Origin of the sequence: Peribacillus sp. Bi134 (genome assembly GCF_918698065.1) — a bacterium.
Lineage (GTDB): Bacteria > Bacillota > Bacilli > Bacillales > DSM-1321 > Peribacillus.
The window spans coordinates 1-21485 of sequence record NZ_CAKKLN010000019.1 but is presented as its reverse complement, the minus strand read 5'-3'; the positions used below and the strand labels follow the sequence as shown (position 1 = coordinate 21485).

Here is a 21485-nt window from a genome sequence, read left to right as displayed (position 1 = left end):
CTTCAATCATTGGGAGTCGACTGTTTTTTTAGGTGAATACCATGATTTAATTATTAGGCAATCCTTTTCTTCCACATCAGCAACCTTGCCGACCCGGGAGGTGATTCCTGATTTGACCGACGCTGAAATCGTTGCTAATTCTTTTCGATTTTGAAACCAACTTTTTTTATATGTGATTGATTGAATTCTGCTTCTCTGCATGATCAATGTTTGCTTCGAGAAAAAACGGCTGCTCAATAGCAACAAATTCCCATCTATGCTCCATCCTGCATCTCTATATTGCATGTAAGCCCAAAAAATCGTCAACGGTACAAGCAAAAGGGAAAGATAACCCCAAGGACTTAAAAACCATACCAAGGCACCGATGATCGGGATGAGGTACAGAAACTTATGAAACACATACCGGGAAAGTGCACGCTTAGGTATCGGTGTCATCTCAATGGTTGTTTCATAAACCGGTAAAATTTCCAGGATTTTTTCATGTAAATGCCTCTTCCTGATTAAAGGGAACAGCATGATGGATAGACTTTCTTTATCTTCCATACTGCCTCCAGCATATTCAATATAAACCGTCGCCAATCCCAATGGCTTCCGAATCAAATTCTCCATGATCCGGATACCTTGAATTTTATGGATAGGGATTGTCAGCTGTCTTTTCTCGAGAAGCCCTCTGGAAATAACGATTTCCTCATCCGTTTTTAACACGGTAAAGGAAGCATATTTAATTACCATACTTAATGTGGCCAGTACATAAACCACCAGTAAAGCCACCAGAGCAAACAAGGTCAGAATGATGGTCCCCATTTCAATAAACTCTTCATAATCCTTAAATATCCTCTCAAAAGGTATCATTTCATCGAACTGTGAAATAAAAGCGATTGCCCCAGATAGGAAGACACCTACCGCTCCCGAAGTGGCAGCCATAACGAATAGTTGCGGCAATGTCTGCTTAAAAACGGAAGACGATTTAGCTGCATATCCTTTATTCGCAACTTCATCTTTATCATTATCAAAAATATTTTTCGCATTTTTTTCTTCACTTATAAAAGCATTGATTCGTTCAGCATCACTTTTGCTTATGGCTGATAATACAGCATCGGCCTGAGACCCGCCTGCCGTTTCAATATTCAGCTTCACTAGGCTGAATATCCTCTGGATGATGCCCTCTGATATATCTATGCTATGGATCCGATCAAACTTTATATACCGTTTCTTCCTTACGAAAACCCCGGACTCAATTCTGAATTCGCCCTCTTCTATGCGATATGTAAAACGTAACCATTGAAGGAATGCCATGACTATCAGCAAAAGTATAATAATGGCAATGACCAGCGGTTGTATCCATCCAGGAATTCCTTCATTCTTCCCAGGAATGACGACCACTAATAAAAAAGGGATGACTAACTCCTTAATCGATTTAATGATGTTAAGCAATACAGCTATGGGATGAAGCCTTTTAGGATCAGACATCTTCTTCCTCCACACTTGCCATTCTCGAAATATATTGCCGCAATTCATCTGCCTCTGCAAGGTCCAAGGCTGGGATAACATGAAGGGTCGCTGCAGTGGAAATTTCAACGGAGGCTAAATCATATTTTCTCAATAATGGCCCTTGCTTCGTTTCAACATGCTGGACCCTTATCATGGGTATGAGTGTTCTTTTAATGACGAAAATGCCACTTTGGATATCAATTTCGGTATTTCTTACTTCGTAACGCCACCTCTTCCATTTCACCGATGGAATCAGAAATATGGCCAGATAGGATTGGATTATCGAAATTATGATCAACGCTCCAAACACCCAATATGTCCAATCAAAAATGATTGTAAGCACGAGTACGGCGATGCTTAAAATCCAGGTTATTGAACAGCTTATAAGACCACTGATTTTCCATACGGTCAAGGCCTTATTCGATATGCGATTTTCAGGTTCCATGTGCTTCTCCTCTTCCGGACAGGTAATGCTAATTGAATCATCATCATCCATCCTTGCTTTCATCCATTATACTATAATTAAATACTGGAAATTAACCCCTTTCCAAAAACCCTTAACCATTCGGATACCATAGCATAAGGAGATGTACATAAAAAATGCCGCTCAAATGAGCGGCATTTCCAATTCAATTAAATCTTATTCGTTTTTTCTCTTTTTTGGCTCGTGCTACGGTTTCCGTAACCATTCGATTTACGGTTCGCGCTTGGGCGTTTCCCTGATCCGCTACCGTAATCTTTTCTGCCTGAAGAACTGCGGCCATTGCGCTGTCTGTTGCCAGAAGAACTGCTTCCTCCGCGATTGCGACGCATTGGAGATGGAGATTCTTCCGTTAACTTGATAGGCGTTTGATCCGGTTCTTTTGTCATTGATTTAAGCATGGCTGCAACTAAATCCGCTGCGCTATGTTTTTGTAATAATTCTTCCGCTTGACCAAGGTATAAAGTTAAATCCTCATTCTCGATTGTATTAAGGATTTTTTCCGTTACTGCTTTTTGTTGACCTTCCAACGCTTCAGTTAACGTAGGAGTCTTAAGTTTCTCCATACGTTTTTTCGTTGTATGTTCAACTGCATGCAGTTGGCCTCTTTCTCTTGGTGTTACAAACGTAATGGCTATACCATGTTTACCCGCACGTCCTGTACGTCCAATACGGTGAACGTAGCTTTCCGGATCTTGAGGGATATCAAAGTTGTATACGTGAGTAACGCCTGAAATATCAAGTCCACGTGCAGCAACATCAGTAGCAACGAGTACATCGATGCTGCCGTCTTTAAACTTTTTCAAAACAGAAAGGCGTTTTGCCTGACTAAGGTCACCATGAATGCCTTCAGCCATATAACCGCGGATATTCAATGCAGATGCCAATTCATCGACACGGCGTTTCGTACGTCCGAAGACGATCGCAAGATCCGGTGTTTGAATATCGAAAAGGCGTGCAAGTGTATCGAATTTTTCACTTTCTTTTAACTCCAAGTAATATTGTTCGATACGATCCACTGTCATTTCTTTTGCTTTTACACGTACAAGAACGGGTTCCCGCATGAATCTTTCAGCAATTTTACGGATTGGATCAGGCATTGTAGCTGAGAAAAGCAATGTTTGCCTTTCATCAGGAACCGTTGAAAGGATCAATTCGATATCCTCAATGAATCCCATGTTAAGCATTTCATCAGCTTCATCAAGAACTACAGTATGAACTCCGCCTAATTTGATATTCTTACGTTTGATATGGTCTAAAAGACGACCAGGCGTACCAACGATAATATGTGGTTTTTTCTTTAAAGCACGGATTTGACGGTCGATGTCTTGTCCACCATAAACAGCAAGTACTCGAGCGCGTTTTCCGTAACCAAGCTTGAAAAGTTCCTCGGAAACTTGAATGGCAAGCTCACGTGTAGGTGCAATGACAATCCCTTGCACGTTTTCGTTATTAATATCGATGTTTTCCATCAATGGAATACCGAATGCTGCTGTTTTACCTGTTCCTGTTTGCGCTTGACCGATTATATCTTTACCTTCAAGTGCTAGAGGTATCGTTTGGGATTGAATCGGGCTCGCTTCTTCAAATCCCATTTTTTCTATTGATTTCATGGACGTTCTATCTAATCCTAATTCGCTAAACAATGTCAATGTTTTCGTACTCCTTTTTATATCGTAAATTTACACGTGCATTCATGGATCATGCACAGATGTTTTAGTTCAAATCCTCATCATCATGACGGATGTTCTTCTTTATCTCTTATAAAAAGTTTATCATTATCACCTAAAAGTATGTCTGCCTTTTAGTTCAAATGAACTCAATATGATTTTTTAAAAAGGAAATATACCAGTACGGACATTCACTGGCATTTTTAACTTCGCGCACGTGTAGACTTATCATTAACCTACGCTCATCTTTTTAAAAGTACATGTAACCAAAATTAAATTCAATATGGAAAATTAAAAGTAGCATAAACGGGTGTTTCACCGTTTTATTCAGGTGAGGGCTGCTGCACCTATTATTCATCAGACTTAAAAAGACTGTATGAACAAAACTTGACGAGAGCCAAGATTCTTACAAAACAGGCCCGGTGCGTTGAGGATTTGCAGAAGTGGAAAAGCGCTTAAATGCGGCTTGATTCCCTAATAGCTACTAAAGCCGCCAAGAGATGCAGCTTTTATATATGACCAGACGCGAGGCCTATTTAATCTAAAATAATCTCAAGAATGAACTCATGAAACATGTAAGAACATACAATTTTGTTGCCTCAACCTGATTAATTTTAAATAATCATCAATGATAAGACATTTAAACTCATACTCATATTACCATTTTCAAACTGTTAATGCAATAAAGGATATCGCCCATTCAGAGTTACTAAAAACTTTAGACAGTTTCAAAAATGAAAAAATTAGTCATTTCTTCCTGTTAAATATGCAGCTGTGACACTTTTGAGTAAGAATATGTCTTGTTCATTCAATAATAGGCTAAAAAAACACATGGACTGATTATTTCATCAATAGGATCACCGTTTTACTATATCCATTTATGCGTAAGTGGATTCAAACTTAGACAAATTCGAAGAAAACGAGTTTGCCTACAGTTTTTTTATTTAAAAACCGTTCCAGTGGTTTCAGAAATCCAATTAGGAGGATTTCACAAAACAGTAACTTAGTCCTTTTAAAATCATGGTTCGAGATGAAAGCATTCCGGCCTCTAGTCGACTTACTGTATCCATTTAAATTTTCACAAAACGATCATCCATTTATATATGATATGTGTTTAAATCAAATAGTTTCAACAAACAAGGATTAGTTTTAATGATAAACACCCTTCCACGGTTCCCCACGTTTGAAAAAGAAAGGACTTATCATGAATTACCATTGAATTTACAGGTATATGGAAGCATCTGATTTTTGAAAATTCCATCTTTTTGCTTAAAAATTATAGCAAATGAGTATAAATGCAGTATGATTGACCTATCAACAAAATAACGGGGGGTTATATGAACATATTCACAATAGATGTTCCTTTATGTAAGGATATTGGTCGAATCTTAAAGAAAATGAACAAGAAAGTCACCTTTTTGGAGGATCCACTCAATCAAAGTCATCTATTCAAGAATTCAACAGACATGATGAAATCATTATTCATTCTACCTTTACACCTATCAAAAGACTCTTGGCAGCAAACTTCTTTGTACGCTTTGGCTGAATCTCACGAAATCCCTATCTTATTCATTTACAAACGCACTTCAGGAATGGAGACCCCTCAGACCTTACCGGAAAATACCTTTTATGAAACCATGGCGGTCCCTGCCGATTCAGTGGAAGTCCGAATTAAATTAAAGTCACTCCGAAACATCAGCATGCAGCTGTTTTCGGCAAAAATGAAGGGGCAAGAGCTTGAAATGATACACCAAAAATCAGCAAGGAGCCTGAGAATCGCAAAGGGCATTCAACTTTCAGGTTTACCTTTGTCGATCAATAATGAAGATATAGAGGTCAAAGGCCTTTCCCAGCCTTCAAGTGAACTGTCAGGGGATTTATTTTACTGGACGGAGGTTGATGACAGGATATACGGCTTCATAATGATCGATGTATTGGAAGAGGGCATTCATACAGCACTTATAAACATGTCCCTACGCACATTGATCCCCGACCTTATCAAACGTGTAAAAGACCCCATTTTCATAACAAAGGAACTGGATAATCTAATGCGGGATTTATTTCAAGGAGTTAATCGGGAAAACAAAAACAAGGCTCGCATTACTGCCTTCATCGCATACGTGAATACAAAGGATCGGCTCATCGAATATGTGAATTACGGTCTTCCTTCAGCTTTTTTGTATTCCCCATGCACCAACCAAATTCTCAATTTGAACGAAGGGGCCACCCCAAACGGACCGATTCCCGAATTGCCCATTAAAAAAATAGTCTTTCAGTATGAGCCAGGAAGCCGTTTCATCATCTATACAGATGGACTCTCTAAAACGCCCCTACCTTCCGCCATTGACCGATCTGACCATATCGAAAGGGAATTCATCGAAAATGTCCATCTCGATACACAAGACCTCCTTCAGGAGCTATTGGTCTCAAGGATGAGGCATTCAGTCATCAACGACGACATCTGCATTATTGCCGGGACACTTTTTTAAGCACGATAAAAGGGCCGTTTCAAAAAAGAAACGGCCTTATCCATGTTTTTTATTTTTGCAGAGCTTGAACGACTTCCTCCAGCTTCATGCCCCTGGAAGCTTTAACAAGTATGATGTCATTTTCCTGTGTGGACGATTTCAGTTCCTCTATAAGCTTCTGCTTATCTTGAAAAGGACGAACCTGCTCCGATGAAAACGCCTTGCTCGCTCCCTTGGCAATAAACTCGGCTAAAGGACCATATGTGAAGATCTTATCGATCCGCTCACTGGAAATCAATTCACCAATTTTCAAATGAAAGTCTTTTTCCTGTGGCCCTAACTCCAACATGTCTCCCAATACAAGTATCTTTTTTTCGAATCCAGATAAGCCCTCAACCAACTCCACCGCTGCCTTAACTGAAGTTGGGCTGGCATTATACGCATCATTGATGATTTTCTGCCCTTTCGCGCCCTCGACCAATTCCATCCTCATATTCGTTAATTGAATGGTCGACAGACCTTTACGGATCGCTGAATCATCCACATTGAATTCTTTAGCAACCAAGATTGCTGCCAACGCATTAAGAACATTATGATTGCCTAAAACGGGTATCTCATAATTGGTTTCCTTATCACCGCTTGCGATTGTAAACGTGGTACTGTCTGCACCTTGGCTAATGGTCTGTGGATATAAATCATTTTGTTCCGTGCGTCCAAAAGATATTACGTTTAAATCAGGAAAATCCTTTTTGATACGATCGCGGAGCAATGGTTCATCACCATGGTATATCAGCGTTCCATCTTTCGCCAAACCTTCGACAATTTCCAACTTCGCATTCGCGATTTCCTCGCGTGATCCTAAATCCAATAAGTGTGATTCACCGATATTGGTAATGATCGCTACATCAGGCTTTGCCATTTTGGATAAGAACTCGATTTCACCGCGGCTGCTCATTCCCATTTCCAACACAGCCGCTTCAGTATCCTCCGCCATGGAAAGCACTGTTAGTGGCAAACCTAAATGATTATTGAAGTTTCCACTTGTTTTATGAACTTTATAGGTAGTGGCCAGCAGCGCAGCCGTCATATCTTTCGTAGTCGTCTTACCGTTGCTGCCTGTTATCCCAATGACTTTTATATTCAACTGCTGACGGTAAGAACGCGCCAATTGCTGAAGTGCTTTCTCGGTATTTTCGACAATGATTATCGGTAAATCATCAGGAGGATTCGGAACATCCCTTTGCCAAAAAGAAGCCGCAGCTCCTTGCTCTAAAGCTTGCTTGACATACTGATGGCCGTCAACCTGCTCACCCTTAAGCGGAATGAACAAACATCCTTCCTTAACCGTTCTTGAATCGATGGTGACCCCATTAATCCCTTCGGACTGGAATGGACTGATATCATTCAATCCATCTGCCATTTCATGTACTTGTTTTAACGTTCTCTTTATCATTTTGTTCCTCCTACATTCATCGGACCGTTAATCGCTCTCCATTAACCAAACGAAGCAGAAACCAGTTTAAATCGCACCGGTTCCTGCTGATTGGAATCCATCAAATCAATGCTTGATGGATTGTGGAGTTTACTGATACATTACCTGCATGATCAAACTGTATATTTGATTTGTTGTTTTTCCTGATGACGTTCCAAGGCAAGTTTCACGAGTTTTTCAATTAAAGCTGGATAGTCGACACCTGTGTGCTTCCACAATAACGGAAACATGCTGAAAGGAGTAAACCCAGGCATTGTATTCACTTCATTAATATAGATTTGCCCCTCATTCGTTAAGAAGAAATCAGCGCGAACCAATCCAGAGCAATCCAATGACTTAAAGGCAGTAATGGCCATTTCGGATAAAGCCACATACTCGCTTTCCGTTATCTCCGCTGGAATGACCATTGCAGAATTACCGTCAACGTATTTTGCTGAATAATCATAGAAGGCAAAATCTTTCTTAGGGATGATTTCGCCTGCCACCGAACAAGACGGTTCATCATTACCAAGTATTCCAAACTCGAGTTCACGAGCTACGACCCCTTCTTCAATGATGATTTTCCGATCGAATTGGAAAGCTTCCGCTACAGCTCTTTCCAGTTCATCAGCATCATCACATTTGCTGATACCGACACTGGAGCCTAAATTGGCAGGTTTGACAAAACAAGGGTAACCCAATTCATCCGCTACCTTTTTAATGGCACTTTCAGTATTCTTCTCCCATTCAGAACGAATGAACCAAGTGTATTTGACTTGAGGAAGTCCCGCCTGGGCAAAAATGTTTTTCATGATGACCTTATCCATTCCTGCTGATGAAGCCAAAACGCCATTCCCTACATAAGGAAGGTTCAATAGTTCCAGCATCCCTTGCACGGTCCCATCTTCTCCATTCGGTCCGTGAAGCAATGGGAAAATCACGTCATACCCTGTTGATTCACTATTTTCATCAGTTGAATGTGCCTGCAAGGCAAGAGGCGAGCTAGATTTATCCGATGTAAATGTCAAAGCCTCCACACTCTCGGCAGGTCCTGTTAACTTCGGTCCATTAATCCATGAACCCTCTTTTGTTATGTAAATCGGATATATATCAAACTTTGCTAAATCGAGAGCTTTAATGACCGCTAAAGCCGTCTGCATAGAAACCTCATGCTCCGCAGATTTTCCACCATAAAGCAAACCAAGTTTAGTTTTCATGAGTTATTACCCTCCAATATTCTTTTAACCATGTTCATTGTATCACTTTACACTAAAATGGTTAAAGCGAAACTTCCATATTGGCGCTTTTCCAATGATGGTTAGTTGAGCCAATCGGGCATTTACAGGCTGTTGACCCACCACATTTCTTTTTCATTACAATTGCCGCCGCTTCCCTTACAGCCTGTTAATGCGGGGTAAAGCGAAACTTCCATCATTGGCGCTTTTCCAATGATTACTATTAGGCGGAACACAGGTTAAAACCGCCACACCCTGCGCGCCGCCCTCTCTTATCTTTTATGCATGAGATGGTAAGTCTTACACCTGAAAAATTTCAAGAGTGTCAAATAATCCAAGCCACGAACCTCGGAAGTTGGGATAATCAGGAGAATGATGTATTTTTAATAACGCTTTCCCATACCCTTTCTTTTCGATTGAAGGTAATAAAGGCATCTGGCTCCTTAATATCTCTATCTGAAAAGTCATCATGCATTTCATCCATGTTTAAATAATCCCCTACAACCCATGCCGGTATCTCAATCTTTGTTCTTGTATACTTAACATGCCGAAAGGAAAAAACGAGCCCCTCTGCCAGAATATGAGCCAAGGAAGCAATGATTTCTGCCGGAATCGCCGTCAGCTCTCTTTTCTTTCTGATTCCAAGCCAAGTCCTCTCTACTTTTAAAAGCTCCAGCTTTAGCGGAATCAGGCTTCCTAACATCATATAATATGTCGAAAGAGAACGAAAATAAATTTTATTGAACCAGCCATCATCCTGGGCAAGGTACACAAATTGATTATTCAATTTACGGAAAAATGGAGGATCCAGATGAGTTTTTGCATGCCCTAAATATAATAGTTCCGCTATTTCCCTTCCATCCAATTCATCCAACCCTTCTCTTTCTTCAAAATCGATCCAACAGAAATCTCCATATGCCCGGACATTTTCTTTAACGAGCTTCGCAATATCTTCAGATGAAGCACTCTCTAGCAGGACATTCAAATTGTATTCCCCGCCATTGAATTCATGTTTCAATAATAAGATGGAATCCAACGTATATGGCAGCGAATAGACGAATTCACGAAAATTGAGTCCATTAAAAAGGACAAACCGTTCAGAAGCCTGCATATACATATATAAGATATCATTGCTATCATTCTTCATAACCTGACCCCCTCCGAGCTCTTAATCAATAATATTATTTTACCAAACTTTTGGGTTTTCACGTAAGTTATATAACCCCCAATATTAATCATCATCAGCACCATGTGAATAATGCGAAACATGTACTCCATATTAACCCAAATGTTAAGGGACACACTCGACTAGCTCAAAGTATCCATATTATAGTAAGAATGAAGGATTGGAGGATTAAATCATGGATAAAATTGAAAAAGGTTTTATCATTAATTCTTTTCATGGAGCCGTTTCCGTCTATGCTGATGCAACTAAAAAAATAGGTCTGTGGCAATCAGAGAAATATGCATTCGAAAAATATTTAAATCAGGAAGATGCAATCCTTGATATCGGTTGCGGTACAGGAAGGACCACCTTCGCACTATATAAAAAAGGATTTCAAAATCTAACGGGAATCGACCTGACTCCTGCCATGCTTTATGAAGCCGAAAAAATAGCCCATGAATATAACCTGGACATACCCTTTATCCTTGGCGATGCAACCGACCTCCCTTTCAACGACTCATCATTCGATAAAGCAATCTTCGCTTTTAATGGTTTAATGCAAATTCCCCAGCGAAAAAACCGCACATTGGCTTTAAAAGAAATCAACCGTATTTTAAAACCTAAAGGGCTCTTCATTTTCACAACACATGACCGTGATAAAAACGAAAATTACCTGAACTTCTGGGAGCAAGAGGAAATGATTTGGTGTGTTGGTAAACAAGATGAGAGGCTTTATGAACTCGGGGATATTTTCACATCCGGAAAGACGCTTCAAGAAGATACTTACCTACATATCCCAACTAAACTTGAAGTACTTGAATGCCTGGAAGAAGCACGGTTCAAAGTTATCGAAAGCTTTTATCGAAGTGAATTATTCCATGAAAATGATGATGTCATCGCTTTCTCTTCCGATTGCCGCTTCTGGATCGTCCAAAAGTAAGGAAGCGCATTTTAATTCAAAAAAAATCCAGAGTGACATTTCACTCTGGATTTTTTGTATTAAGAAACTTGTTCTAATTCTTTTTTGGAAGGCGGGTTGAATTGACCTTCCCATTTAGAGATAACGATTGCCGCAAGTGAATTACCGATAACGTTTACTACTGTACGTCCCATATCAAGAATACGGTCAATACCGGCAATGAATGCTAGACCTTCAACAGGAATACCGACAGTTCCCAATGTCGCTAAAAGAACTACGAAAGATACACCTGGTACACCCGCAATCCCTTTGGATGTGATCATTAACACTAGCATTAGCGTAATTTGCTCATACATGCTTAAATCGATTCCGTACATTTGAGCGATGAAGATAGCTGCTAACGCTTGGTATAATGTAGAACCATCAAGGTTAAAAGAATATCCAGTCGGAATAACAAATGTAGCAATATGTTTCGGACATCCCGCTTTTTCCATTTTTTCCATGATCTTAGGAAGAACCGCTTCTGAACTTGCAGTAGAGAAAGCAAGAATCAATTCTTCTTTTAGAAGTTTAATCAACGTAAAGATATTGAATCCGACAAATTTCGCAATAAGACCAAGAATGACTATTACAAAGAAAATCATTGTTCCGTAAACAGAAAGCGCTAACTTTCCTAACGGAATTAAAGATTCCAAACCGAATTTGGAGATCGTCACACCGATTAGTGCAAATACACCGATAGGAGCGAATTTCATGACCATGTTAGTTAGGTAGAACATTCCTTCAGCTACACCTTGGAAGAAACGGAATACTGGTTTACCCTTTTCACCGATGGCCGCAATACTAAGTCCAAACAACACGGAGAAGAAAATGATCGCTAGCATATCGCCTTCTACCATGGCTTTAACTGGATTGGATGGCACAATGTGAACGATTGTATCTACGAACGATTCATGTTGCTTAGTTTCTGCTGTATCAACATAGGTAGAAATATCAGTTTGTTCTAGCTTGTCCATATTTACACCAACACCAGGCTGGATGATATTCGCTGAAATTAAACCAACAGCAATCGCTATCATAGTTACTACAACAAAGTATGATATTGATTTAGCTCCAAGTTTACCTACTGATTTTAAATCGCCTACACCTGCAACTGCAACGATAAGACTTGACACAATGATTGGTACTACAATCATTTTAATCATTCGTAGGAAAATGTCTCCGAATGGCTGTAAAAAGTTTTGGGCCGTCTCACTACCATAAAAAATGGCACCAACGATAATCCCTAAAATTAAACCAATGAAAATTTGGCTAGCTAAACTTAATTTGAATTTCTTCATTTACTTTCCTCACCTTCCATAAAGTCTTTGATGCAAAAACATTTTTGTCTCGGTAAGGGAAACAAGATACTAATAAAAGAAAGTAATTTTTCTTTTTTGAAAAACTCTGTCTTTACGCCGAAAAAAAAGACACTTCATGTGTCGATTTCTTATTGGCGTGAATATTCACACATGTTCCCTTAAAGACGCTGACGAGGTTAGCTGTCGGGTTAGGAATTGGAAACACAAATGCCCTTTCATTTCTGAATTCACCCCTAGCGGATAAAATCCACAAAAATGGGTCCCCCGTTCTTGGAATAAGATTAAGCGAGTTAACTTATAATAAAATATTATACTAAAAATGATAATCTGTAAATATTTATTCGCATTAGTTCTAGAAAAAATCTTTAAATATGTCTGAATATTCTGCATTAGAGACTATTGTATCTATAATTACTCTTCCCGATTTTTAATAATATAAGTTATATTGATATATAATTAATCACTAATTTGACATCACCTCTCTTGATGAAAGAAGCGGTTATTTTTCCAATACGCCAAGTAACAGATATCTTACTTTTTCCCTAGAGGTGAATTTTTTATAAGTTGCTGCCTTCACTTTTCCAAATTGGATTGGGGTAATGAAATAAGAATGGTTCTTCGACACATCCGGCTCCATTAGAATGACGTCACCTACCGACGGTCCGTTTATGATTTCTTGCTTCCCTTCAGCCTTAAGCCCTTTTGTAATGTAATGTTTATCCACATAGCCATTTTTAGTCAATTTGTAAATATAAGGCTGTTTATGGTTTTTTATGGCTTCTATAGGAATTGAGGGTACACCGGCTTTCTCATTGGTTATTACAGTAAGATTCACTTTGGATCCCACCAACAAAGCTTCCGTTTCTTCACCTTCCGGTTCGATTAGTGCCTGAAATGGAAATCTGTTATCCTTTTTTAATGACGGCTCTTCAGCGGGATAGGAATGGATGCGACCTATCGTCCCTTTCAATGCCTTTTTTGAATCAGAGGAACTTGCTTTTATAGTCATGCCCACTTCAGCCTTTTTCATTTCCTCTTCAGAGAAATCCCCTTCAATTGCCATATTTGTTGAAACGATGGATATAATGGGATTACTCAGGTTTTTATTGATATTTTTAACTACACCATCAGCCTCACTCGTTGACACGATCGCACTGGACTGCTCCTCAATTGAAGTTATTTTAGCTTCAAGCATTTTCACTTTTTCATTCAAGCTGTTTTTTTCCAGTTCCTGCTTGTACATTTCTTGCTCAATGTTACTTTTAATAAGATCTGAGGAACTTGTTGTTATATCAATTTTCAAGTTTTTTTCCACCGATTCATCAATGGTTGCTTTTTCAGGATTACTGGTCATGGTCCCTTGATAGGACCTCAACTTCCCTATGTATTCCTCAATACCTGCAATTTCTCCCTCAGCTGCCGTTTTCTCCGCTTCCAAGTTCGCTTTAAGAGCATCAAGTTCGGTCGTCGTATACTCAAACAACGAGGAGCCAGCCGTAATCTCATCGCCTTCTTTAACAAGGAATTTCTTAAAATCATTTTTCTTGGTGTCAAAATAGATATCATACTCTTCTACAGGTTTAATTACCCCATTTGTTTGAATAGTATCCGTAATTGTATCTTTTTTTACCTTAGTCCAGTTTTCAACGAAAACAGTTCGTTCCACTTTGCTTTCTTTTTTTTCAATAAGGTATAAGTTAACGGTTATTAAGACTATCGACGCAATGGAGACCGCTGCAATTTTCCATTTCCCGCTCATTCATTTCACCCGCCTTATACAAATACGCCTACTTGGATGTATGCTAAAAAGGCTTTAACAAACCATGTGGCCAGATAGAATAGAACAATCATTAAAAGGACCAAATAACTATTTCGTTCTGAAAACTGCTTTAAATAAAAATATTGCAGAGCAATAATAAGAAATTGAAAAATGGTGATTCCGCTGAAAAAGTGAATGAAATAATCATTTCTGAGAAAATACTGACTGATGATCCCCAATGAAAATGGATTGGCATCGCTGCCTATATCCATTAATACGAATAGAGGAATCAGTAATGTTTTTTCCACTAATTGCAAAACAAAAAGAATCATTTGAACGATGACTAATTTTATATATGGGATATCAGTAACGATCCAAAAGAATAGAGCTGATAAAAATATGTATATGGAAGGGTCGATTATGCCTGTTATTATGTTGCCGCTCATAATCAGCAGCTTTGCTGCTTCGAATTCACCGGCACTCATTTTCGTGATTTCTTTGGAGAATGATTCTGAACCAATGCCAAAATATCCCCCAATGGCGAATACTATAAGACTAAGAAAATATAAAAATAGTAATTTCAATCCAAGCTTTGTGACTGCCTCTGCATTTTGAAGCTGATAACGACTCCGATGAGGCTCTAAAATGCCCTTTAACAATCTGACCTGGTACACCATATGTGGTCCTCCTGCAAAAATTGATATATCTTCATATATTTTATCTTATTTTGGAAACAATTGCAGAAATAAGGAATGAATATACAAAAAAAACACATAATCATTCCCATTCATATTTAATCCCACCATACTAATTTGGAGTTAATACTGACAAATGTCGGGCAAGGACTTTAATGCGTGCAGGGGTTCGTCTATAGTTCTCTCCATCCATATCCACATCAAGCGGCCTCTTGGTTTCAATGGTCAGGGTATCGGCATTTAAATAAGTCACCCCAGAGTCAGAGATCATATTTTGTGTCCATGAACGCTTCATCGCTATTATTTCTAAAAATGTACCAAGGCTTGCATTTTCCAAGATGGCAACGCCGAAGAGTCCATCATCCGGACTAATCATGGGAAAGGGCAATAAATTGGTGCCGATAAAACAACCATTCAAAACCAAAATCATAACCGCTTCCCCTTCGATAACATTCCCATCATATTTTAGCTTATAGGAAAAGGGAGCATTCTCGCCAATTGTCCTTATAGCACTTAATAAATATCCTATCTTACCAAACCTGCTTTTTTCCTGCTCATCAATATTGCTTGATGCATCTGAAATAAGCCCTACTCCCCAAAAATTAGAAAAATAATCGTTGTTGGCCTGCCCAATATCAATTGAACGAACTTTGCCATTCACTAATGCTTCCGCAGCTTGACGAACATTTTGAGGAATCTTTAATGTTCTGGAGAAGTCATTGCAAGTCCCTCCAGGTAAAACCCCAAACAGGGGCCGCCTCGGAAGCGGCGAAAGGCCATTTACACACTCATGTACCGTTCCATCTCCTCCTAATACGAAAACTACATCCATGTCTTCACCATATTCCAAGCAAAAACGGCATGCATCGCCCTTTTCCTTCGTTTGCAGAATGAGAAACTCATCAATATGTGGAGCTATTATCGGAAGACAACCCTCAAGATTCCTTTCGAGTTTATCATTACCGGCATTTTCATTATAAATCAGCATTCCCTTTTTCCATCGCATGATTTTCGCCCCCATATTATTGAAAGAATGGTCTTCCTCCCTTCAATTTTACCTTTTCCTAAACCTCCGCTTTTGAAACTCATTAAGATCAAATGAAAAAAAAGAGGCTATACGCCCCTTTCGGTAAAGCTTTCATATACTTGTCAAATAATCCTTCATCATCAAGATAAGCTTTGAAGACAAGGGACTCCTTTTTTCATTTTTTTCCAAAAATAACAAAAGACTTTCCAAGATGATCGGGCTTGGACTAGCTTTTGAAAATTCCTCCTGGATTACCTTTAAAGCTTCCATATTTTTACGTGTATCCATTCCCTCTTCTTTACGTGTTTCCACTTCCAGCATCCTGACGATGATCGAATGGATTTCTTCTTTTGGGCTCATATCCCGCATCGAGCATCCCGGTAGGGGAAATTGTTTCAATAATGGATCTTCCATGTTCTGCAGGCTTGCGATAATTGAATCCATCCGGTTCAATATGAAGCTAGGTAATAATTCCACATCAAAAGCATTTTGTTTCCTGATCAATATTCCGATATATCCTTTGAAAAGTGAGTCCAAAATTATGGTGCAATCCGGCAAAAGATCAGCTGAAAGTCCCGGGTATAACTCAATGATTTTACGCTTGAACCAAATCAAGCCCTCTTCATGGATATAATGTAAAAATTTATCTAGTTCTTTGCTGATATGAACCATTTGTTCCTGCATCATCATTTGAATCAAATTGGTATTTCCCGTCATATGCTCAATATGAACTGTGATTTGCCTCATGAACTTGTCTTTACTGGACAATGAAGCATCCAGTTCAAGATCAAGCAATGAGTCCGTCAACGCTTCATAATAAAATTTAAAAATGGAGACCAGTAATTCTTCCTTCGATTTAAAATGATTATAAAAAGACCCCTTTGCTATCCCACACTTTTCAGCAATTTCCTGAACGGAAGTGGCATGATAGCCTTTCTCCGCGAAAAGCTCTACAGATTTATCTATGATCATCTTATTTTTTTCTTTCATCAAATTCATCCCATCTCTTAAATTTATCCTTTGGTGACCGATGGGTCACATCTCCCAAATTGTATCCCAAAACCCTTGAAATCACAACGTTAACACTAGCGGATATTATCTGTTGCAATCATAATCCATATACTATATATTTGAGTCTATGACCGAATAGTCACAATTTTATGTATGGAGGGTACAAGCTTGAATTCAATAATTAAATTTTCATTAAAGAATAAATTGGCAATCTGGTTGCTTACGATCATCATCGTTGCAGCTGGTTTATACTCAGGTTTAAACATGAAACAAGAAACCATTCCAAGCATCTCGACTCCTTTAATAAGCATCTCCACTGTATATCCTGGAGCTGCACCTGAAGAAGTAGCAGATAAACTTACGGACCAGATTGAGCAGAAAGTAACAAATTTGCCAGGAGTCGAATTAGTCAGTTCTTCGTCCATGGCTAATGCCTCTTCCGTCCAGTTACAATATGATTATGATACGGATATGGACGACGCTGTAAAAGAAGTGAAAGAAGCTTTAGAGAAATTAGAACTGCCTGAGGGAGTGGATGCCCCAAGCGTCTCTAAATTAGAATTAAACGCTTTTCCTGTCGTCGCACTCAGTGTAACAGATAAGGGGTCTGATTTACCAGCTCTTACAAAAAACGTCGAAGAGGTGTTGGTGCCTAAACTTGAAGGGATTGACGGCGTGACATCCGTATCAATTTCCGGACAACAAGTAAATGAAGGCAGCCTTGTATTCGACGAGGAAAAGATGGCTCAATACGGGCTCGATGAAGATACCGTAAAGAAGGTTATCCAGGCCGCAAACGTAAACATGCCGCTTGGCATATATAACTTTGATGATAAAGAAAAAACGATCGTTGTGGATGGAAACATCTCCACATTAAAAGACCTGAAAAATATAAAGATACCTTTAACCGGCGGCTCTCAAACAGGAACGCCAGCACAAACCGGACCGGAAACCAATCAATCAACTCCTGACATGGCAACAGGTCCTGCCCAAATGCAAAATGTCAAATTATCAGAAATTGCCGATGTTAAAATCACCGGTAAGGCCGAATCGATTTCAAGAACAAACGGTAGCGAATCGATTGGAATCCAGGTTACAAGATCACCTGATGCCGATACAGTTGCAATCGTAGACGAAGTAAACGAAGAAGCCTCTAATTTCAAAGAAGAGTTTAAAGGCGTAAGTGTACACACTACGCTCGATCAAGCTAAACCGATTAAAGATTCTGTTGAAACCATGATCAGTAAGGCACTCTTCGGCTGTCTGTTTGCCGTCATTGTTATCATGCTGTTCCTTAGGAACTTTAAAACGACTCTCATTTCCGTCATTTCGATTCCATTATCCCTGTTAGCAGCGCTTTTGGTGCTCAAACAAATGGATATTTCATTGAATGTCATGACACTTGGGGCCATGACGGTTGCCATTGGCCGAGTAGTCGATGATTCCATTGTCGTCATTGAAAATATTTATAGAAGAATGGCTTTAAAAGGCGAACAATTAAAAGGCGGCGAATTAATACGATCAGCCACTAAGGAAATGTTCATCCCTATCCTTTCATCGACAATCGTTACTGTAGCCGTATACCTGCCTTTAGCCAGCGTTACAGGACCTGTCGGGGAACTATTCATGCCATTCGCCTTAACAATGGTGTTCGCATTGGTCGCTTCATTAATAATCGCCATCACTCTTGTTCCGGCAATGGCAGACTCTTTGTTTAAAAAGGGACTATCTAAAAAAGAATTAAAATCACATGAAGAAAAACCAAGCAAACTATCAGCATTCTACCGAAAAGCACTGGATTGGTCGTTAAACCATAAGATAATCACTTTCGGTACAGCCATTGTATTATTGGTCGGCAGCTTATTCCTGATCCCAAGCATCGGTGTCAGCTTCATGCCTGCAGATGAAGAAAAAACGATTATCGTCACTTACACTCCCGCACCTGGAGAGTTAAAAGAAGATATTGAAAAGCAAACAGAAAAAGTAGAAAAATACTTCATGGATAAAGACGATGTGAAGACCGTTCAATACACACTTGGTGAAAGCATGATGGGCGGCGGCATGATGGGCGGCTCGAGTAACTCTGCTCTCTTCTATGTACTCTATGATGAAGACACTGAAGATTTCGGGGACAAAAAAGAAACCGTCATAAAAGAATTAACTGAACTTGATTCACCTGGAACATGGAAACAACAAGATTTCACGTCAACATCAAGCAACGAAACCACTCTATTTGTTTACGGAAATACACAAAAAGATATTGAACCGGTAATTGATGATATTCAAAATATCATGAAGAAAAATAAAGATTTAAAAGATGTTGATACAAGTCTTTCCGATGCTTATGAGCAATACACTCTAGTTGCAGACCAAGAAAAGCTAAGTGACCTTGGACTGACAGCTGCACAAATTGGCATGTCCATTGCCAATACGAATAAGGATGATGCTTTAACTACCATTAAGAAAGATGGAGAAGAAGTCAAAGTATATGTCGAGACAAAAGAAACGACATTCGAAGACAAAAAAGATCTTGAGAATACTAAAATTTCTTCTCCAATGGGAATGGAAATCCCATTGAAAGAGCTTGTGAAAATCGAAGAAGGCAAAGCTTCCGATACAATCAGCCGCCGCGATGGAAAAATTTATGCCGACGTGTCTGCAACAATCAAAACGGATGATGTGGCAGCAGTAACAGCAGATGTACAAAAGGAAGTTGATAAATTAGACCTTCCCGCAAGCGTCACTATAGACTATGGCGGAGTGACGGAAGATATCCAGGAATCATTCACTCAACTTGGTATCGCTATGTTAGCGGCCGTTGCTATCGTATACTTTGTCCTTGTCGTTACTTTCCATGGTGGTTTAGCACCAATAGCCATTCTCTTCTCCCTACCATTTACGGTAATCGGGGCATTGGCAGGGCTATTCGTTGCAGGTGAGACCATCAGCGTTTCAGCAATGATGGGTGTACTAATGCTTATTGGTATCGTTGTAACCAATGCCATCGTATTAGTGGACCGTGTTATCAAGAATGAAGAATCCGGGCTATCTATCAGGGAAGCTTTACTCGAGGCAGGTTCTACCCGTCTACGTCCAATCCTGATGACTGCCCTTGCCACAATCGGCGCTTTAATACCTCTGGCAATCGGTGCAGAAGGCAGTGGATTAATATCACAAGGTTTGGGGATTACCGTTATTGGCGGACTTGTGAGTTCTACATTGCTAACACTTGTAATAGTACCGGTAGTATATGAAGTCATAATGAAAATAGGTAAAAAGAAGAAAAAAACAGTTAAGTAAAGAATTAAAAAAGAGGGGATTCCTTATATTAGGAATCCCCTCTTTCTTGATTAAACAATGCACAATATGCTCTTATAAATACAACTTCACAGGCCCTCACGTCCTATTCGTCATTTCATTTCCAAGGAAATTTGTTTGTTTTAAATATATAAACAAAAAAAAGGGAAAGAGCTCGCTTTCCCTTTTAATTTCTATGGATTAATGTTTGGTGAAAGTTTGGTCTATCGCATTTGCCAGGTCCAGCGATTTTTCTTTTAGATAACGCTTCGTTACATTTAAATCTTTATGACCGGCAAGCTTGGAAATCGTTTGTATATCTATTCCATTATCCACTAACCTTTGGCAAAAGGTATGTCGCAGTTTATGTGGATGCACATTGTATTTTTTTAATATATATTGAACTGACCTCGGAGTGATCCTTTGATTATAGCTTGAGATGAATAACGGATCTGCTTTTTCTTTTAAAGAAAGAAGATAATTCTGTATATGCTGTATAGCCGATATTGTAAGGGGAACGGATCTATCGACTTCACCTTTTGCGTTCCTGACAAGTATATAATTTCGTTCTGTTTCCATGATGACGTCGCGGCCATTCAAGTCACATAATTCGGAGACGCGGATTCCTGTATGTAACAAAAGGTAGACGATGGCAATGTTTCTTAGGTTTCCTTCTGCTTCTATATCTCTTAACAGGATCTGCTGCTCATTTATGCTTAAAGTTTCAGGTACCTCAAGCTTGTGCTCCTTAACCTTACGTTCCACAGAAAGCATCACTTGCGGTTTACCTAAAAATTTAAAGAAAACATTTAAGGCGATATAGTGTTTTTCGATAGTCCCTGGGCTTTTCTTGCAATTTTCTAAATAATCAAGATAACCCTGAACATCTTCAGAATGAATCTCCATCAATATCTTTTGTGTCTGGTCACAAAACTGTGAAAGGACACCAGTATACGTTTTGATCGTATTAGCTGATTTGCCTTGGTCTCTCAACCATTCAGCAAACGAAAAAATCATTTCATCTTTAGCAGAGGTATCCATCGGCTATTCCCCCAATGACAGTTTCAGAACTACGTTAAGTTTAACATATATCCCTGTAGAAACGAAGAATTCTGTCCCTTTGTATTAATCAGATATGGATAATGCAGATAGAAGTAAAAATTAGTATGCATCCATAGTATGCCCTACCATGTATACTGCATATAACATTGTTTATGGTCCTTTTACTTCTCTGCTTTTTAACAGTTTTAAAATATAAGATACTGAAGGATTGACAACGGCAAAAAAAGACCAGCCGGATGGCGGGTCTTTTTAAATGGCTTGGCGGCGTCCTACTCTCACAGGGGGAAACCCCCAACTACCATCGGCGCTGAAGAGCTTAACTGCCGTGTTCGGAATGGGAACGGGTGTGACCTCTTCGCTATCGCCACCAAAC

Annotated in this window: 16 protein-coding genes, 1 rRNA gene and 1 riboswitch; of the genes, 3 read left to right on the top strand and 14 right to left on the bottom strand. The window is 39.3% G+C overall.

The features are described from left to right. Window positions 1-6 precede the first annotated feature (6 nt). The 3 genes from LQ188_RS26170 to LQ188_RS26160 form a co-directional block, all read right to left on the bottom strand. Complete coding sequence (locus LQ188_RS26170) at window positions 7-1470, bottom strand: PH domain-containing protein (RefSeq protein ID WP_230178894.1); 1464 nt, start codon at window positions 1468-1470, stop codon at window positions 7-9. Continuing rightward, complete coding sequence (locus tag LQ188_RS26165) at window positions 1463-1987, bottom strand: PH domain-containing protein (protein WP_230178880.1); 525 nt, start codon at window positions 1985-1987, stop codon at window positions 1463-1465. The genes LQ188_RS26170 and LQ188_RS26165 overlap by 8 nt, the downstream gene beginning before the upstream one ends. A 137-nt stretch (window positions 1988-2124) precedes the next feature. Beyond that, entirely contained in the window at window positions 2125-3624 is a 1500-nt protein-coding gene (locus LQ188_RS26160) for a DEAD/DEAH box helicase (protein WP_202190667.1), read from the bottom strand. A gap of 1355 nt (window positions 3625-4979) precedes the next feature. Here LQ188_RS26160 and LQ188_RS26155 point away from each other — a divergent pair. Further along, window positions 4980-6131 carry a PP2C family protein-serine/threonine phosphatase gene (locus LQ188_RS26155; protein ID WP_230178879.1) on the top strand — a complete coding sequence of 384 codons (1152 nt, stop codon included), beginning with the start codon at window positions 4980-4982 and terminating at the stop codon, window positions 6129-6131. A 49-nt stretch (window positions 6132-6180) separates the two neighbouring features. Here LQ188_RS26155 and murF read toward each other — a convergent pair whose 3' ends face one another. The 4 genes from murF to LQ188_RS26140 all read right to left on the bottom strand — a co-directional run bounded on the left by murF (window position 6181) and on the right by LQ188_RS26140 (window position 9963). Then, window positions 6181-7563, bottom strand: a complete 1383-nt coding sequence (gene murF / locus LQ188_RS26150; protein ID WP_230178878.1) for a UDP-N-acetylmuramoyl-tripeptide--D-alanyl-D-alanine ligase — start codon at window positions 7561-7563, stop codon at window positions 6181-6183. A gap of 152 nt (window positions 7564-7715) precedes the next feature. Next, window positions 7716-8798 (bottom strand): D-alanine--D-alanine ligase, encoded by a 1083-nt coding sequence (locus LQ188_RS26145; RefSeq protein WP_230178877.1) that lies wholly within the window; start codon window positions 8796-8798, stop codon window positions 7716-7718. 122 nt (window positions 8799-8920) lie between these two features. Then, on the bottom strand, window positions 8921-9052 hold the full coding sequence (locus LQ188_RS26895) for a hypothetical protein (protein ID WP_290370151.1): 132 nt from the start codon (window positions 9050-9052) through the stop codon (window positions 8921-8923). 128 nt (window positions 9053-9180) lie between these two features. After that, the gene (locus tag LQ188_RS26140) at window positions 9181-9963 is read right to left on the bottom strand and encodes a hypothetical protein (protein ID WP_230178876.1); all 783 of its coding nucleotides are present in this window, start codon (window positions 9961-9963) and stop codon (window positions 9181-9183) included. 214 nt (window positions 9964-10177) lie between these two features. Here LQ188_RS26140 and LQ188_RS26135 point away from each other — a divergent pair, with 214 nt between their 5' ends. Next, entirely contained in the window at window positions 10178-10921 is a 744-nt protein-coding gene (locus tag LQ188_RS26135; RefSeq protein ID WP_230178875.1) for a class I SAM-dependent methyltransferase, read from the top strand. A 59-nt stretch (window positions 10922-10980) separates the two neighbouring features. On the opposite strand, the gene LQ188_RS26130 is transcribed toward LQ188_RS26135, so the two are convergent. The 5 genes from LQ188_RS26130 to LQ188_RS26110 form a co-directional block, all read right to left on the bottom strand. Beyond that, window positions 10981-12240 carry a cation:dicarboxylase symporter family transporter gene (locus tag LQ188_RS26130; RefSeq protein WP_230178874.1) on the bottom strand — a complete coding sequence of 420 codons (1260 nt, stop codon included), beginning with the start codon at window positions 12238-12240 and terminating at the stop codon, window positions 10981-10983. Between the two features lie 171 nt (window positions 12241-12411). Then, window positions 12412-12559: riboswitch (cyclic di-AMP (ydaO/yuaA leader) on the bottom strand. Between the two features lie 201 nt (window positions 12560-12760). Next, complete coding sequence (locus LQ188_RS26125) at window positions 12761-14020, bottom strand: efflux RND transporter periplasmic adaptor subunit (protein ID WP_230178872.1); 1260 nt, start codon at window positions 14018-14020, stop codon at window positions 12761-12763. Between the two features lie 14 nt (window positions 14021-14034). Further along, on the bottom strand, window positions 14035-14697 hold the full coding sequence (locus tag LQ188_RS26120; RefSeq protein ID WP_230178869.1) for a hypothetical protein: 663 nt from the start codon (window positions 14695-14697) through the stop codon (window positions 14035-14037). 130 nt (window positions 14698-14827) lie between these two features. Next, window positions 14828-15721, bottom strand: a complete 894-nt coding sequence (locus LQ188_RS26115; protein ID WP_157831175.1) for a YegS/Rv2252/BmrU family lipid kinase — start codon at window positions 15719-15721, stop codon at window positions 14828-14830. 132 nt (window positions 15722-15853) lie between these two features. Beyond that, the gene (locus LQ188_RS26110; RefSeq protein WP_230178868.1) at window positions 15854-16732 is read right to left on the bottom strand and encodes a TetR/AcrR family transcriptional regulator; all 879 of its coding nucleotides are present in this window, start codon (window positions 16730-16732) and stop codon (window positions 15854-15856) included. Window positions 16733-16921: 189 nt separating this feature from the next. On the opposite strand from LQ188_RS26110, the gene LQ188_RS26105 reads away from it, so the two are divergent. Next, window positions 16922-20053 (top strand): efflux RND transporter permease subunit, encoded by a 3132-nt coding sequence (locus LQ188_RS26105; RefSeq protein ID WP_230178866.1) that lies wholly within the window; start codon window positions 16922-16924, stop codon window positions 20051-20053. A 198-nt stretch (window positions 20054-20251) separates the two neighbouring features. Here LQ188_RS26105 and LQ188_RS26100 read toward each other — a convergent pair whose 3' ends face one another. Continuing rightward, on the bottom strand, window positions 20252-21091 hold the full coding sequence (locus tag LQ188_RS26100) for a tyrosine-type recombinase/integrase (protein WP_230178864.1): 840 nt from the start codon (window positions 21089-21091) through the stop codon (window positions 20252-20254). A 277-nt stretch (window positions 21092-21368) separates the two neighbouring features. Beyond that, a 5S ribosomal RNA gene (rrf, locus tag LQ188_RS26095) occupies window positions 21369-21484 on the bottom strand. Window position 21485: the final 1 nt, after the last annotated feature.

Excerpts from the sequence above, each read along its gene's own strand:
- LQ188_RS26110 (WP_230178868.1), bottom strand. The coding sequence starts at position 16,732 with ATGAAAGAAAAAAATAAGATGATCATAGATAAATCTGTAGAGCTTTTC.
- LQ188_RS26170 (WP_230178894.1), bottom strand. The coding sequence starts at position 1,470 with ATGTCTGATCCTAAAAGGCTTCATCCCATAGCTGTATTGCTTAACATC.
- LQ188_RS26125 (WP_230178872.1), bottom strand. The coding sequence starts at position 14,020 with ATGAGCGGGAAATGGAAAATTGCAGCGGTCTCCATTGCGTCGATAGTC.
- LQ188_RS26140 (WP_230178876.1), bottom strand. The coding sequence starts at position 9,963 with ATGAAGAATGATAGCAATGATATCTTATATATGTATATGCAGGCTTCT.
- LQ188_RS26100 (WP_230178864.1), bottom strand. The coding sequence starts at position 21,091 with ATGGATACCTCTGCTAAAGATGAAATGATTTTTTCGTTTGCTGAATGG.
- LQ188_RS26120 (WP_230178869.1), bottom strand. The coding sequence starts at position 14,697 with ATGGTGTACCAGGTCAGATTGTTAAAGGGCATTTTAGAGCCTCATCGG.
- LQ188_RS26135 (WP_230178875.1), top strand. The coding sequence starts at position 10,178 with ATGGATAAAATTGAAAAAGGTTTTATCATTAATTCTTTTCATGGAGCC.
- LQ188_RS26130 (WP_230178874.1), bottom strand. The coding sequence starts at position 12,240 with ATGAAGAAATTCAAATTAAGTTTAGCTAGCCAAATTTTCATTGGTTTA.
- murF (WP_230178878.1), bottom strand. The coding sequence starts at position 7,563 with ATGATAAAGAGAACGTTAAAACAAGTACATGAAATGGCAGATGGATTG.
- LQ188_RS26115 (WP_157831175.1), bottom strand. The coding sequence starts at position 15,721 with ATGCGATGGAAAAAGGGAATGCTGATTTATAATGAAAATGCCGGTAAT.
- LQ188_RS26155 (WP_230178879.1), top strand. The coding sequence starts at position 4,980 with ATGAACATATTCACAATAGATGTTCCTTTATGTAAGGATATTGGTCGA.
- LQ188_RS26145 (WP_230178877.1), bottom strand. The coding sequence starts at position 8,798 with ATGAAAACTAAACTTGGTTTGCTTTATGGTGGAAAATCTGCGGAGCAT.
- LQ188_RS26165 (WP_230178880.1), bottom strand. The coding sequence starts at position 1,987 with ATGGATGATGATGATTCAATTAGCATTACCTGTCCGGAAGAGGAGAAG.